Here is a 14,342-nt window from a genome sequence, read left to right on the forward strand (position 1 = left end):
GATTATGAAGAACTATCTGCGTTTCGTCAACAGGTCAGCGAAGTTTTTTTCGCTGCGGTCAGCGCTGCGAAACTGCTCAGCCCGACCACCCATCAACCCCGCAACCCTTGTCGCTGCTGCGTTTGCAGCGCGGTTTGTGTTGCGAGGGGACGAATAGTAGGCCCGTTTCCAAGGCTTTGCAACACGCTTGTCATGCCACCGTGCGTAACAAGCGCGCATTATCCAGACAAACCCTTGATCGATAAGGAAATTCCATCCCGCAGAATATTTTCGCGGCGGGATAATACCCCTCAACTCCCCTCGGGTATTCCCTAATCGATGCTCAGCGATGCTTGAAATCAGGTGCCCGTTTCTCCACAAACGCGGCCATGCCTTCCTTTTGGTCTGCCGTGGCGAAGGTGGCGTGGAACAGCCGACGCTCGAAGTGGACCCCCTCGTTGAGCGTCGTCTCATAGGCGGCGTTCACAGATTCCTTGATCATCATGACCACGGGCAGCGAATAGCTCGCAATGGCGTCCGCCGCAGCGAAGGCTTCCTCGAGCAGTTTGTCAGCGGGCACCACGCGCGACACCAGCCCGGCACGTTCCGCTTCCGCCGCGTCCATCATGCGGGCGGTCAGGCACAGGTCCATCGCCTTGGCCTTGGAGACCGCGCGCGGCAGGCGCTGGGTACCGCCGGCACCTGGCATGGTGCCGAGCTTGACCTCGGGCTGGCCGAACTTCGCGCTATCCGCCGCGAGGATGATGTCGCACATCATGGCCAGCTCGCAGCCGCCACCCAGCGCGTAACCGGCCACCGCGGCAATCACGGGCTTGCGGATGCGCCGGATGGTTTCCCAGTTTCGTGTGATGTAGTCGCCCTTGTAGACGTCGATGAACGAATATTTCGCCATCATGCCGATATCGGCGCCCGCCGCGAACGCGCGCTCGCTGCCGGTAATGACGATGCAGCCGATGGCCTCGTCCTGGTCGAAGGCGATCAGTGCGGCGCCAAGTTCGTCCATCAGCGCGTCGTTCAGGGCGTTGAGCGCCTTGGGACGGTTCAGCGTGACCAGGCCAACGCGCCCGCGCGTTTCCACCAGGATGTTCTCGTACGACATGTCTGCTCCTCTCTCTATATAAATGGATGGGTCTGCTGCCAGCGCACGATACTGGCGCGCCGGCGGCGTGGTGGTCAAGCGGGAAGACCGGTGCGGCGCTTGCGCGCCGCCATGCCGTCGCCTAATCTGAACCCACGATTTTGCGGTAACTCTTACAAAAAGCGCCGCACCTCCTATTGCGCCGAGCGGCATCCCCAATGCTTTGCCAGCATCCGGTTTCGACCCTATCGAAGCGGAGAAGGGAGCCATCATGAATCGTCGCACGGCAACATTCTCGTTAATTCCCCTGATCGCCTTCCCCGGCCTCGCCTTTGGCGCGAACAAGGCGGAAGAGCAGGCCGAGGTCCGCAAGGCTGCCCAAAATGCGCTGAATGCGCTCTACAAGGCGCAGCCGTCTGCCCGCAAGCAAGTGGAGTCTGCCGCCGGCTACGCTGCGTTCAGCAACTTCGGCATGAAGATCCTGCTGGCCGGGAGCGGCAAGGGGGAAGGCGTCGCCGTCAACAACAAGACCAAGGCCATGGTCTATATGAAGATGGTCGAACTGCAGGCTGGGCTGGGCTTCGGCGTCAAGAAATTCCAGATGGTCTGGGTTTTCGAGAACGACAAGGCGCTGAACGAATTCATCAACTCCGGCTGGACACTCGGCGGGCAAGCCACCGCCGCAGCGAAAACCGGTGACAGCGGTAGCGCCTTCCAGGGCGCGGTAGCCGTCGCGCCGGGGATCTGGGTCTACCAGATCACGGACAGCGGGCTGGCGGTCGAGCTGACGGCCAAGGGCACCAAGTACTACAAGGACGAAGACCTGAACTGAGTCGGCCTGCGCGTGTGTCGCCATGTCGCCCGGGCATTCGCGGGCCAGACTGGCCGCCTGGGTGGCGGCAACCGTCGGCGTGACCGCGCTCGTGACCGGCTGCGCCGGCCCGCCGCCCGAACCCGACCCCGGCGCCGGCTACCAGGACCGCGTGCGGTCACGTTCGGATGGCGGCGTCAACGTGTCGGTCTCGGTCCTCTCCGCGACCGAAAGCGAATCGCTCTACGGCGTACCACTGGCGAAGCGGGGCATGCAGCCCGTATGGGTGGAGATCGGCAATGAGACAGATCGCCCGATCTGGCTCATGTACGTAGGACTGGACCCCAGCTTCTTCCCCAGCTCAGAAGCCGCCGATATCTTTGCTGCCGATGCCTCCCGCGAAGCGCGGCGCGAATCCGCCGAGCGGTTCGGCCGACTGGCCTTCCGCAACCCCGTACTCCCCGGCCAAACCCGTTCGGGCATGGTGCTGACCAACCTCGAGGAAGGCGTCAAGCTGATCCAGCTGGACCTGGTGGCCAAGGACCACGCCCACGCCTTCTCGATCTTCACCGTCGTGCCGGGCTTTCGCGGCGATTACCAGACGAGCGCCGTGTTCCGGCGCGACGTCTATCCGCCCGACCAGATCCGCGACTACGACGATGACGACGCCTTCCGCGCGGCGCTGGAGGCCATGCCCTGCTGCGCCACAAACGAGGGCGGCCGCAAGCATGCCGATCCGCTCAACCTGGTGATCGTGGGCGGGCTGGACGATGCCTTTCCGGCCCTCGTGCGCCGCGGCTGGCGGCCGACGGAAACCAAATGGTCGGGCGCCATCATGCGAGTTGTCTCATCGGCGCTCTCAGGCGAACGCTACCTCAATGCCCCCGTGAGCGATCTGTACCTGTTCGGCCGCCCGCAGGACCTCGCGCTGCAAAAGGCGCGCGACACCATCCACCAGCGCAACCACCTGCGGCTCTGGCTCAGCCCCCTGCGCTATCGCGGCAAGCCGGTCTGGGTCGGCCAGATCAGCCGCGACATCGGCAGCCGCCTGACCATCCACTCGCCCACGCTGACCACGCACAAGATCGACCCCGATGTCGATGAAGCCCGCACCGCGCTGGCCGAGGACATGGCCTATTCGCAAAGCCTGGTGATGATCGGATACGCCTCGGGCGTTGGCGCCGCCCCGCCCGAGCAGCCGCGCCAGAACCTGACCACGGACCCGTACTACACCGATGGGGACCGCCTGGTGATGGTGTTCGACCGCCGCCCGGTGTCGCTGGACAGCATCCAGTTCTTCCGCTGGCAGAACCACGATGCCCTGCGCCAGACCACCCCGGGGATCGGACGATGACGCTGCCGACGCTCTCCCTGCGCTGGCAGATCGTCTTCTTCCCGATGACGTTCATCGCCTGCCTGCTGGCCGGCTGCTCCACCTGGCAGCCGCCGACCGGCGATGCGGTGACCGCGCTGCGCACCCGCGCGGAGACCACATCCAAACAGGGCGTCACCCTGCGCGCCGCCGTGCTGAGCCGGGCGGACACTGACCGGATGTTCGGCATCGACATCCAGGGCACCGGGGTCCAGCCCGTGTGGATCGAGGTGGAGAACGCCTCCGCGCGGTCGATGACCCTGCTGCGCACCGGCACCGATCCCGACTACTTCTCGCCACTCGAAGTGGCGTGGTCCGTGCACAGCTGGTTCGACCGCAAGACCAACGCGCGCCTGGACGAGTGGTTCAACCGGCAGGGCTTCCGCAATCCGATCCCGGCCGGCGCCACCCGCTCGGGCGTGGTGTTCACCAATCCGTCGCGCGGCACCAAGCTGCTCAACGTCGACCTGCTCGGCGATCAAACCCTGATCGCCTTCACGCTGTTCCTGAGCGTGCCGGACGATGCCACCCACCCGGACTTCTCGCGCAAGCTGTTCGCCTATCCACCCGCCGCCGTGACCGACCATGCCGATCTCGACAGCCTGCACGCCACGCTGGAGCGCCTGCCCTGCTGTGCGACGGACGCCGCCGGGCAGGGCGTGGGGGAGCCGCTGAACGGCATCGTCGTCGGCGATGTGGCGGATTTCAGCGCGGCCATGATCCGCCGCAACTACCGGCGCAACCAGCAGGACTTCGACAACGCGCAGCGCGTATTTGGCCGGATTCCGGACGCGGTGCTGCGCAAGCAGGCGCAGGCCGGGGCGCCGGCCACGTGGATCCGCGTCTGGCTGGCGCCCATCAGCTATCAGGGACGGCCGGTGTACCTGCTACAGGTTGGCCGCCCGGTGGGCGGGCGCTTCGCGGCGGCCAATGGAAGCCAGGGCGCCGCGCTGCTGCACGGGGATGTCGATGAGGCGCGCAACCTGATGGTCCAGGACTGCATGTATTCGGAGGGACTGGAGAAGCTGGCGTTCGTCCGGGGCCCCACGCCGGTGGCGCGGGCACAGGAGCAGGCCACCTTCAGCGGTGCCCACTACCATACCGACGGGCGGCGGGCGGTGATGTTCTTCGTCCTCCGCCCGCTAAGCCTGTCGGACATCGACATCCTGGACTGGGAGCCAATCGTCGAAGGGGATGCCCATGCGCGCGAGTAGCCTGGCCTGGATGCTGGCGTTGGCCTTCTTGGCGGGATGCGCCGCGAAGCCGCTGGTGCCCTACTCCACCGAGACCCCGCCGCTGGTCCTGCTGCCGGCCGCTGCCGCCGGCGTGGGCGATGGGCGGGCGCGCTTCCGCGAGATCTTCTGCGCGATCCTCCAGACCCGCCAGCAGACCGTGCCCGACTACCGCCCCTGCGAGGAAGCCCTGACGCGGGTGGGCACGGAGCCGCCCGGCACCGGCAAGCCGGCCGATCTCGGCCCCGCGCACCGGCCACTGATGGCGATGGTCGTGCCCGGCATCGGCTTCAATTGCTTCGCGCCGTGGCTGAGTCCGCCCGATGCGGTGGGCAAGCACCTGCGCCAGTTCGGCTATGACGGGGGGATGCTGTCGGTCGATGCGCTGTCCAGCTCCACCCATAACGCACGGCAGATCCGCGATGCGGTCATGGCCACGCCGCTCGACCCCGCAGGGCCGCGACTCGTACTGATCGGCTATTCGAAGGGCGCGCCAGACATCCTCGAAGCCCTGGTCAACTACCCGGAGATTCTTGGCCGCGTGGCGGCGGTGGTCAGCGCGGCGGGCGCGGTGGGCGGCTCGCCGCTCGCCAACGATGCCGAGCAATATCAGGCAGACCTGCTCCAGCACTTCCCCGGCTCCACCTGCCAGCCCGGCGACGGCGGCGGCGTGATGAGCCTGCGGCCGGCCATCCGCAAAGCGTGGCTGGCGGCGCACCCGCTGCCGGCGGGGCCGCGCTATTACTCGCTGGTCACATTTCCGGAGCCGGGGCGCATTTCGTCAATCCTGACGTCGAGCCATGACAAGCTGGCGCAGATCGATCCCCGCAACGACAGCCAGATGCTGTTCTACGATCAGGTGATTCCGGGCAGCACGCTACTGGCCTACGTCAATGCGGATCATTGGGCACTCGCGGTGCCGATCGCGCGCACGCGCACCACCGTGGCCGCGCTGTTCGTCACGCAGAACGCCTACCCGCGCGAGGCGCTGTCCGAGGCGCTGCTGCGCTATATCGACGAGGAACTGGCGAAACCGGCGCGCTAGGTGCAAACCTCCGCGCCCATCAATACTTGATGTCGCGCGCGGTCTCCCGGCCCTGCTGCTTGGTCTGGCGCTTGTCCTGCCGGCACTGCGGATTGCTCTTCTGGTCGTTGGCGCGGCAGTCCTGCTTCGTCTCCCGCGAACCCTGGCGGGTGTCCTGGCGCACGTCGCGCCCTTCGCGGCGTTGCTGAGCCTGTTCGGTGGCCGAGGCCGTGGCGGGTACCACGGGTAATACCAGCGCCGCCATCAGGACGGCCAGCCATGGATTCCATTTGCGCATACGGGCCTCGCAGAGGTGATGAAAGCGCTAGCTCACGCGCTAACCGTAGTCGAAGGGCAAGAATTGTCAAATCTGCGAGGAGGATGGCCGTCGGCCCCATCCAGACGGCTGCGCGTAACCCCATCTTGCGCCCGATCCGCAGGCCTACTATTATTTGCCGACCGACTGGTCGGTTTATTTAATTGCGCGCGATGGCTGTCTACAATGGCCGGGCGCGCATCGTGGCGTCAGATCCACTCACCGACCCGGAGAACAATATGGCGCAGGAGACAACCATGCCCCCATCCTCATCGTCGGCCGCGGCCCGGGCGACGCTCGACGCCGGCCCGATCCTGCTGCGCTGGCACGGCGACGTGGCCGTGGTCACGCTGAACCGCCCCGACAAGCTCAACAGCTTCACCCGCCAGATGCACGAGGCGCTGGTCGCCGCGCTCGACCACGTGGAAGCCGGCCGCGCCCGTGCCCTGCTGCTGACCGGTGCCGGCCGCGGTTTCTGTGCCGGCCAGGATCTTGCCGATCTCGATTTCACGCCCGGCCACAGTACCGACCTCGGCGAACTGATCGATACCTGGTTCAACCCGCTCGTGCGCCGCCTCCAGGCGCTGCCGCTGCCCGTGGTGGCGGCCGTCAATGGCACGGCGGCCGGCGCCGGCGCCAACCTCGCGCTGGCCTGCGACATGGTGCTGGCCGCCCGCTCGGCCTGCTTTATCCAGGCCTTCGTGAAGATCGGCCTGGTGCCGGACTCCGGCGGTACCTGGCTGCTGCCCAAGCGGCTCGGCATGGGCCGCGCGATGGGGCTGGCGATGACCGGCGACCGCCTCAGCGCCGACGAGGCCGAGAAATGGGGCCTGGTCTGGGAAGTCATGGACGACCCGCTACTGGCCGAACAGGCGATGGCGCTGGCCTCGCACCTCGCCGCCCAGCCCACGCGCGCGCTGGCGGCGATCAAGCAGGCGATGTATGCCAGCGCCACCAACACGCTCGACACCCAGCTGGACCTAGAACGCGACCTCCAGCGCGATCTCGGCCAGTCGCACGACTACACGGAAGGTGTGAACGCATTCCTGGAGAAGCGCGCCCCGCACTTCACCGGCCGATAGCCCTCCGCCCGACCTGCCCAACATCGCCCCCTATATATATAGACAGCCCGAGGAGACCCGCTTGCCCCAAGACCCCCAGGCCCTGGCCGAAGCGGCCGCCGCCGCCATGTATGAGGCCGATGCGTGCAGCCGCTGGCTCGGCATCGTCGTGGAAGCCGTGCGCCCCGGCTACGCCCGGCTCTCGATGCCGGTACGGCCCGAATTCCTCAACGGCCACGGCATCTGCCATGGCGGGCTGATGTTCACGCTCGCCGATTCCAGCTTCGCGTTCGCCTGCAACAGCCACAACATCAACACCGTGGCCGCCGGCTGTTCGATCGAGTTCCTGCGCCCGGTGCACGGCGGCGACGTGCTGACGGCCGAGGCCCAGGAGCAGGTCCTGTCCGGCCGCCACGGCGTCTACGACATCCGCGTGACCAACCAGGCCGGCGAGCCGGTGGCGATGTTCCGGGGCAAGTCCGCCCAGATCAAGGGCCACGTGGTGGAGCCAACATGAGCACGCGCCTTACCGACCTGCCGCTGGAGCCCATCGAGACCGCCAGCCGGCAAGAGCTCCAGGCCTTGCAGCTCGATCGCCTGAAATGGTCCCTGCGCCATGCGTACGACCATTCGCCGGTCTATCGGCGCAAGTTCGACGCCGCCGGCGTGCATCCGGACCAGATCCAGTCACTGTCGGACCTGGCGCGCTTTCCGTTCACCACCAAGCAGGACCTGCGCGATCACTACCCGTTCGGCATGTTCGCCGTGCCGCAGGACCAGATCGCGCGCATCCACGCGTCCTCCGGCACCACGGGCAAGCCCACGGTGGTCGGCTACACGCTGCGCGACATCGACACCTGGGCCACGGTCATGGCGCGCTCGATCCGCTCCTCGGGTGCGCGGCGCGGGGACAAGGTGCACGTCAGCTACGGCTACGGCCTGTTCACCGGTGGGCTGGGCGCGCACTACGGGGTGGAAAAGGCCGGGCTGACGGCGATCCCGTTCGGCGGCGGCCAGACCGAGCGCCAGGTGCAGCTGATCCAGGACTTCAAGCCCGAAATCATCATGGTCACGCCCAGCTACATGCTGGCGATTGCCGATGAATTCGAGCGGCAGGGCATCGACCCGGCCAGCACGTCGCTGCGCATCGGCATCTTCGGCGCCGAGCCGTGGACGCCCGAGATGCGCCTGGCCATCGAACGCCGCATGGGCATCTCGGCGGTCGATATCTACGGATTGTCCGAGGTGATGGGCCCCGGCGTGGCCAACGAATGCGCCGAGACCAAGGACGGCCCGACGATCTGGGAAGACCACTTCTACCCCGAGATCATCGACCCGGAAACCGGCGAAGTGCTACCCGATGGCGAGTTCGGCGAACTGGTCTTCACCTCGCTGACCAAGGAGGCGATGCCGGTGGTCCGCTACCGCACGCGCGACCTCACCCGGCTGCTGCCGGGCACGGCCCGCGCCGCGTTCCGCCGGATGGAGAAGATCACCGGCCGCACCGACGACATGATGATCGTGCGCGGCGTGAACGTGTTTCCGTCGCAGATCGAGGAATTGATCCTGAAGCACGCCGAACTGGCGCCGCACTACCAGTGCGTGCTCGGCAAGGAAGGGCCGATGGATACGCTGACGGTGCGTGTGGAGTGCGCCCACGGCGCCGAGCCGGAGGGGGCGCAGCAGGCCCGCTCGGGGTTGGTCCACGACATCAAGGCGTATATCGGGGTCACGGCCGCCATCGAGATCCTGCCCGAAGGCGGCGTGGAGCGGTCGGTGGGCAAGGCGCGGCGCATCGTGGATCAGCGGCCGCGCTAGCCCCGAAGTTGAGGGCTGCCGCTTAGCTGCGCGGCATCAGCACCCACATCCGGCCGCCCTGCTTCATGCGGCCGGCCGTCTCGCCGGCGGCGTCGCCGGCGCCCCAGAAGAAGTCGGCCCGCACGCCGCCCTTGATGGCCGAGCCGGTGTCCTGCGCGAACATCAGGCGCTGGATCGGTTCAGTCGAGAGCGGCCGCGTGGTCGAGAGGAACACCGGCACGCCCAGCGGAATCGTGGCCGGATCGACCGCAATCGACCGCTCGGCGGTCAGCGGCACGCCCAGCGCGCCGACCGGGCCGTCGTTGTTCGGCGGCAGTTCGCGGAAGAAGACGTAGCGCGGATTCACGTTGAGCATCTCCTCCACGCGGGCCGGATTGGCGCGCGCCCACGCCTTGATGCCCTGCATGGTGGCCTGCGCGGACGTGATCTCGCCCCGGTCGAGCAGCCATTTGCCGAAGGACCGGAACGGCTGGTCATTGGTGCCGCCGAAGCCGACGCGCATCACCGAGCCATCGGGCAGCCGGATGCGGCCCGAGCCCTGAATCTGGAGGAAGGCGGCTTCCACGGCGTCATCCACCCAGACCACTTCGTTGCCGCGCAGCGCCGGGTTGCGCAGCAGCTCGGCCCGGGCCGGCAGCGCGCCCTTGCCCAGTTGCGGCGGACGGCGGTACAGCGGAATCTGGAAGGCGCCCTGGCGCGTGCGCGATCCGTGCAGGATCGGCTCGTAATAGCCGGTGATCAGGCCGCTATCGGTGCCGTCGCCATTGATCACGCGGAAGGGCTGGAAATGGGTCTCGAAGTACTCGCGCATGGCGGAGAGGTCACCGGCATCCACCATCAGACCGACCGCGCAGACGCGGTTCCAGTCGGCGCGCTTCTTCAGCGCCTGGCAGCTGGCCTGCAGCGCGGGCCAGGCAGCGCGCACGTCGTCCTGGCTCCAGCCGCCGATCTCGGCCCAGCTGGCCGGTTGCAGCCGGCCGGCATTGGCTGAAGCCGGCGGCGCCGGAGTGCCGGGCGTGCCGCCCGGGCCTTCCACGCGCGGCGGCGGGCCGCTCATGCAGCCGGCCAGCAGCACGGCCGCCCCGGCCAGCGCCAGCCACGTGCGCCATCCGGCCATGGATGCCGCCGATTTCCCGCCCGTTGCCGGCCGATTGCACGGAGATACCGCCCCAAAGAATTCCTGATATGCCATCGTCTTCGTTGTTAGCACCGTGCGCGCGCTGCGCGGCGGCACGCATGTCCTACAATCTCGTACCTGTCTGACCGATCCACGCCTCGATCCCGACCCTGATCCCGATGAGCCAGTTCTTCGAAGACCATCCCACCCTGCTGCTCGCGGCCGAAGCCGGCGTGGCGCTGTTGCTGCTGATCTTCATCGTGGTGTGGACCATGGGCACGGCGCGCAAGCATCCGCGCCCGAGCCGCGCGCCCCAGGATCATCCGTCCCGGACCGCCGAGGCACCGAAGGACGCAGACCCGCCGCCCGCCGCCTGAGTTCCCGTCCCGGCTCCCTTAATGGAGCATGCGCGGCAGCACCAGCGCGAACTCGGGAATCGGCACCTCGAAGCGATGGCCGTCCTCGGCCACGCAGAAGTACAGGCCCTTCATCGACCCCACCGGGGTGGAAATCGTCGCCCAGCTCGTGTATTCGAAGTGCTCGCCCGGCTTGAGCAGCGGCTGATGGCCCACCACGCCGAGGCCGGCCACTTCCTGCGCGGCGTTGTCGCTGTCCGTGATGGTCCAGTGGCGCGAAATCAGCTGCGCGGCCACTTCGCCGGTGTTGTGGATGGTGATGGTGTACGCGAACGCGAAGCGTCCGCGATCGGGGTCCGACTGGTCGGGCAGGTACTGGGTGCGTACCGCCACGGAAAAAGCGTACTCGCTCATTGCTGGCTCATGCGTCGACCGGGATCGACGGATCGGATGGATGGTCAGGGCGGCCGGCGGCGCCGGGCGCCACGGTCGGGTGTCCGCATTGTGCGGCAAGGCCCCGGCAGGGGCAAGCGGGCGGATTTTGGGCGAGGTTGGGCGGGATTCGGGGCCGGCCCGGCGCCGCGGGCCCGGTCCGGCGTAAAATACGCGCCATTCCCATGCCGACGATCCGGATGCCGGCCGGGCCACCCGCCCCGCCCGCACCGCCCCACACCATGAGCACGCCCACCTACCGCATCGCCCCGTCCATCCTGTCCGCCGACTTCGCCCGCCTGGGCGAGGAAGTGCGCCGCGTCACCGAAGCCGGCGCCGACTGGATCCATTTCGACGTGATGGACAACCACTACGTGCCGAACCTGACCGTGGGCCCGCTGGTCTGCGAGGCCATCCGCCCGCACGTGACCGCCCCGATCGACGTGCACCTGATGGTGCGCCCGGTAGACCGCATCATCCCGGACTTCGCCAAGGCAGGCGCCAATATCATCACCTTCCACCCGGAGGCGAGCGATCACATCGACCGCTCGCTGGCCCTGATCCGCGACCACGGCTGCCAGGCCGGCCTGGTGTTCAACCCGGCCACGCCGCTGCACCACCTGGACCACGTGATGGACCGCCTGGACGTGATCCTGCTGATGTCCGTCAACCCGGGCTTCGGCGGCCAGTCGTTCATTCCCGAGACGCTGAACAAGCTGCGCGCCGTGCGCGCCCGCATCGACGCCTACACGGCCCGCACTGGCCGCCAGATCCTGCTGGAAGTGGACGGCGGCGTGAAGGTGGACAACATCGCCGAGATCGCCGCGGCCGGCGCGGACACCTTCGTGGCCGGCTCCGCCGTGTTCAGCAAGCCCGACGCCGATGGCGGCTACCGCGGCATCCTCGGCCAGCTGCGCGACGCGCTGGCCACGGCTGGCCGTTGAGCGGACGGGCCGGACAGATGGGTCTTGAAATCCTGCGCCGCACGGACTGGAGCGGCATCGAGGCGGTGATCGTCGATCTGGACGGCACCATGGTGGATACGGCGGGCGACTTCCACGCCTCCGTCAACGCAATGCTGCTGGCGCTGGCGCACCTGCATCCGCACCTGGGGCCGGTGGCGCCGATGTCCACCCAGGAGATCGTCAGCTTCGTCGGCAAGGGATCGGAAAACCTGATCCGCCGGGTGCTGGACGCCCGTTTCGCGCCGCTGCACGCCAACGGCCTGTTTGCCGAGGCCTACGCGCTCTATGACCGCGAATACGTGCGCATCAACGGCCAGTTCTCGGCGCTCTACCCCAATGTGCGCGAGGGGCTGGCGGCGCTGAAGGCAACCGGGTTGCGGCTGGCCTGCGTGACCAACAAGCCCTGGAATTTCACCGAACCGCTGCTGGCCAAGACCGGCCTGGCGCCGTTTTTCGAGCTGGTCTATGGCGGCGACGCCTTCGCGCTGCGCAAGCCCGATCCGTTCCCGCTGCTCAAGGTGGCCGAGGCCTTCCGCCTCGATCCGGCCGCCGTGCTGGCCATTGGCGACTCCGAAAACGATGCGCAGGCGGCCCGCGCGGCCGGCATGGGTGTGCTGTTGGTGCCATATGGCTACAACCATGGGAACCCTGTACAAGGCGTTGACGCCGATGGTATAGTCCCCGACATTGCCCGCGCCGCAGCGCTTGTTACCGCACAGCGCGCACAGCGGGTACCACGCTGAAAACCCCATGTTTCTCAACCGCAAACGCATCTTTTCTGGCAGTGATCGGCAGGCCTGGCCCTGGCGTCGCTGGCGCGCCTCTGAACAGGCGTAAAGTGCGTTCGCGAGTCACCTGACGGACTTGCCGGGCCGGACCCCGCTGCTTCAAGCAGCCTGCCGTCCCCGACAAGCTCCCGGTTCCGCCGGACCCGGCCCCCAGTAGTCTTACCGACACCCAAGGCCGGCCTCCGCGCCGATCCCCAGATCCCTCCGCCAGCGCCGTAGCCGCATGTGCTACGGTTAGCTCAAGAACGCGCAGCACGCCACGCCCGGCCGTGTGCGCGCTTGTGCGCCTTCGTGCAAGTCTTTCGCACCACGGTCCGCCCCCGGGGCGGGTTGCCAGCGTTGCCAGCCCTCCCCTGCCGACACAAGCGGTGCCGCGCCCCACATCCGATACGCGGGTGCCGCAAGAAGAGGATCGACATGACCGAACTGGAATTCAAATCGCTGGCCGACCAGGGCTACAACCGTATTCCGATCATCGCCGAGGCGCTGGCCGACCTGGAAACGCCGCTCTCGCTCTACCTGAAGCTGGCCCAGTCGCAAACGCGCGGCGTGAACACCTTCCTGCTGGAATCGGTGGTGGGCGGCGAGCGTTTCGGCCGCTATTCGTTCATCGGCCTGCATGCCCGCACGCTGCTGCGCGCCTACGGCCAGCGCGCCGAGGTGGTGACCGACGGCAAGGTCGTCGAGACCCACGAAGGCAATCCGCTCGACTTCATCGCCACTTTCGAGAGCCGCTTCAAGGTGGCCATGCGCCCCGGCCTGCCGCGCTTCTGCGGCGGCCTGGCCGGCTACTTCGGCTACGACGCGGTGCGCTATATCGAGAAAAAGCTCGCCGATACCCAGAAGCCGGACGACCTGAACCTGCCCGACATCCAGCTGCTGCTGTGCGAGGAACTGGCGGTCATCGACAACCTGTCCGGCAAGCTCTACCTGATTGTCTACGCCGATCCGACCACGCCCGAGGCCTACCCGCGCGCGCGCCAGCGCCTGCGTGAGCTGCGCATGAAGCTGCGCCAGCCGGTGGACGTGCCGGTGACCAGCCCGTCCGTGCAGTCCGAGGTCTACCGCGAGTTCGCCAAGGCGGACTACATCGCCGCCGTGCACAAGGCCAAGGAATACATCATGGCCGGTGACATGATGCAGGTGCAGATCGGCCAGCGTCTGGTCAAGCCGTACCGCGACTCGCCGCTGTCGCTGTACCGCGCGCTGCGCTCGCTGAACCCGTCGCCCTATATGTATTTCTACAATTTCGGCGATTTTCAGGTGGTGGGCGCCTCGCCCGAGATCCTGGTGCGGCAGGAAACCCGCAAGATGGGCAAGGGGCCGGAAGCCAATGGCGCCAACGGTGACAACGAGACCGCGCACATCGTGACGATCCGCCCGCTGGCCGGCACGCGCCCGCGCGGCAGCACGCCCGAGCGCGACGCCCAGTTGGCCACCGAACTGCTCAACGATCCGAAGGAGATCGCCGAGCACGTGATGCTGATCGACCTGGCGCGCAACGACATCGGGCGCATTGCCGAGACCGGTACGGTGAAGGTGACCGACAAGATGGTCATCGAGAAGTACTCGCACGTGCAGCACATCGTCAGCTCGGTGGAAGGCACGCTGCGCGAAGGCATGAGCAATCTGGACGTTTTGCGCGCCACCTTCCCCGCCGGCACGCTGTCCGGCGCGCCCAAGGTGCGGGCGATGGAGATCATCGACGAACTGGAGCCGCGCAAGCGCGGCATCTATGGCGGCGCGGTGGGCTACCTGTCGTTCGGCGGCGAGATGGACCTCGCCATCGCCATCCGCACCGGCATCATCAAGGACGGCAATCTCTACGTGCAGGCGGCAGCCGGCATTGTCGCGGACTCGGACCCCGAGGCCGAATGGAGGGAAACCGAGGCGAAGGCGCGCGCCGTGATCCGCGCCGCCGAGCAAGTCCAGGACGGCCTGGACGCCGACCTCTGACCCCAGGAACTGGAGA

Annotated in this window: 15 protein-coding genes; 11 read left to right on the forward strand and 4 right to left on the reverse strand. The window is 67.4% G+C overall.

Going from position 1 to position 14,342, the window contains the following annotated elements; all coding sequences use genetic code 11:
• Positions 1 to 322: 322 nt before the first annotated feature.
• Complete coding sequence (locus AB4120_RS18400) at positions 323 to 1,099, reverse strand: enoyl-CoA hydratase (protein WP_149137338.1); 777 nt, start codon at positions 1,097 to 1,099, stop codon at positions 323 to 325.
• A 250-nt stretch (positions 1,100 to 1,349) separates the two neighbouring features.
• Between AB4120_RS18400 and AB4120_RS18405 the strand changes: the two genes are divergently transcribed.
• The 4 genes from AB4120_RS18405 to AB4120_RS18420 are packed head-to-tail and all read left to right on the forward strand — an operon-like array spanning position 1,350 to position 5,538.
• A complete protein-coding gene (locus AB4120_RS18405) occupies positions 1,350 to 1,910 on the forward strand; it encodes a YSC84-related protein (protein ID WP_149137337.1) in 561 nt (186 codons plus the stop codon).
• Between the two features lie 22 nt (positions 1,911 to 1,932).
• On the forward strand, positions 1,933 to 3,243 hold the full coding sequence (locus AB4120_RS18410; RefSeq protein WP_149137336.1) for an LssY C-terminal domain-containing protein: 1,311 nt from the start codon (positions 1,933 to 1,935) through the stop codon (positions 3,241 to 3,243).
• Positions 3,240 to 4,475 carry an LssY C-terminal domain-containing protein gene (locus AB4120_RS18415; protein ID WP_149137335.1) on the forward strand — a complete coding sequence of 412 codons (1,236 nt, stop codon included), beginning with the start codon at positions 3,240 to 3,242 and terminating at the stop codon, positions 4,473 to 4,475. The genes AB4120_RS18410 and AB4120_RS18415 overlap by 4 nt, the downstream gene beginning before the upstream one ends.
• Complete coding sequence (locus tag AB4120_RS18420) at positions 4,462 to 5,538, forward strand: hypothetical protein (protein WP_149137334.1); 1,077 nt, start codon at positions 4,462 to 4,464, stop codon at positions 5,536 to 5,538. Before AB4120_RS18415 ends, AB4120_RS18420 begins: the two co-directional genes overlap by 14 nt.
• A 19-nt stretch (positions 5,539 to 5,557) precedes the next feature.
• On the opposite strand, the gene AB4120_RS18425 is transcribed toward AB4120_RS18420, so the two are convergent.
• Positions 5,558 to 5,782, reverse strand: a complete 225-nt coding sequence (locus AB4120_RS18425) for a hypothetical protein (protein WP_255370941.1) — start codon at positions 5,780 to 5,782, stop codon at positions 5,558 to 5,560.
• A 308-nt stretch (positions 5,783 to 6,090) separates the two neighbouring features.
• Between AB4120_RS18425 and paaG the strand changes: the two genes are divergently transcribed.
• The 3 genes from paaG to paaK all read left to right on the forward strand — a co-directional run bounded on the left by paaG (position 6,091) and on the right by paaK (position 8,712).
• Positions 6,091 to 6,915 (forward strand): 2-(1,2-epoxy-1,2-dihydrophenyl)acetyl-CoA isomerase PaaG, encoded by an 825-nt coding sequence (gene paaG, locus AB4120_RS18430; protein ID WP_187645116.1) that lies wholly within the window; start codon positions 6,091 to 6,093, stop codon positions 6,913 to 6,915.
• 61 nt (positions 6,916 to 6,976) lie between these two features.
• Entirely contained in the window at positions 6,977 to 7,411 is a 435-nt protein-coding gene (gene paaI, locus AB4120_RS18435; RefSeq protein WP_144200538.1) for a hydroxyphenylacetyl-CoA thioesterase PaaI, read from the forward strand.
• The gene (gene paaK, locus AB4120_RS18440) at positions 7,408 to 8,712 is read left to right on the forward strand and encodes a phenylacetate--CoA ligase PaaK (protein WP_441642679.1); all 1,305 of its coding nucleotides are present in this window, start codon (positions 7,408 to 7,410) and stop codon (positions 8,710 to 8,712) included. Before paaI ends, paaK begins: the two co-directional genes overlap by 4 nt.
• A 22-nt stretch (positions 8,713 to 8,734) precedes the next feature.
• Here the strand turns inward: paaK and mltA are convergent, their stop codons facing one another.
• Positions 8,735 to 9,829 (reverse strand): murein transglycosylase A, encoded by a 1,095-nt coding sequence (gene mltA / locus AB4120_RS18445; RefSeq protein WP_262389534.1) that lies wholly within the window; start codon positions 9,827 to 9,829, stop codon positions 8,735 to 8,737.
• Positions 9,830 to 10,008: 179 nt separating this feature from the next.
• On the opposite strand from mltA, the gene AB4120_RS18450 reads away from it, so the two are divergent.
• On the forward strand, positions 10,009 to 10,206 hold the full coding sequence (locus AB4120_RS18450; protein ID WP_144200532.1) for a hypothetical protein: 198 nt from the start codon (positions 10,009 to 10,011) through the stop codon (positions 10,204 to 10,206).
• A gap of 18 nt (positions 10,207 to 10,224) precedes the next feature.
• Here AB4120_RS18450 and apaG read toward each other — a convergent pair whose 3' ends face one another.
• Positions 10,225 to 10,599: a Co2+/Mg2+ efflux protein ApaG gene (apaG, locus tag AB4120_RS18455; protein WP_092299026.1), complete on the reverse strand. Its 375-nt coding sequence runs from the start codon at positions 10,597 to 10,599 to the stop codon at positions 10,225 to 10,227.
• A gap of 260 nt (positions 10,600 to 10,859) precedes the next feature.
• On the opposite strand from apaG, the gene rpe reads away from it, so the two are divergent.
• From rpe to trpE, 3 genes are all read left to right on the forward strand, one after another.
• Complete coding sequence (gene rpe, locus AB4120_RS18460; protein WP_144200577.1) at positions 10,860 to 11,561, forward strand: ribulose-phosphate 3-epimerase; 702 nt, start codon at positions 10,860 to 10,862, stop codon at positions 11,559 to 11,561.
• Positions 11,562 to 11,578: 17 nt separating this feature from the next.
• Complete coding sequence (gene gph, locus AB4120_RS18465; protein WP_441642680.1) at positions 11,579 to 12,325, forward strand: phosphoglycolate phosphatase; 747 nt, start codon at positions 11,579 to 11,581, stop codon at positions 12,323 to 12,325.
• Positions 12,326 to 12,787: 462 nt separating this feature from the next.
• On the forward strand, positions 12,788 to 14,326 hold the full coding sequence (trpE, locus tag AB4120_RS18470; RefSeq protein WP_149137328.1) for an anthranilate synthase component I: 1,539 nt from the start codon (positions 12,788 to 12,790) through the stop codon (positions 14,324 to 14,326).
• Positions 14,327 to 14,342 lie beyond the last annotated feature (16 nt).

This window comes from Cupriavidus sp. 2KB_3 (assembly GCF_052115685.1).
GTDB classification, from domain to species: domain Bacteria; phylum Pseudomonadota; class Gammaproteobacteria; order Burkholderiales; family Burkholderiaceae; genus Cupriavidus; species Cupriavidus campinensis.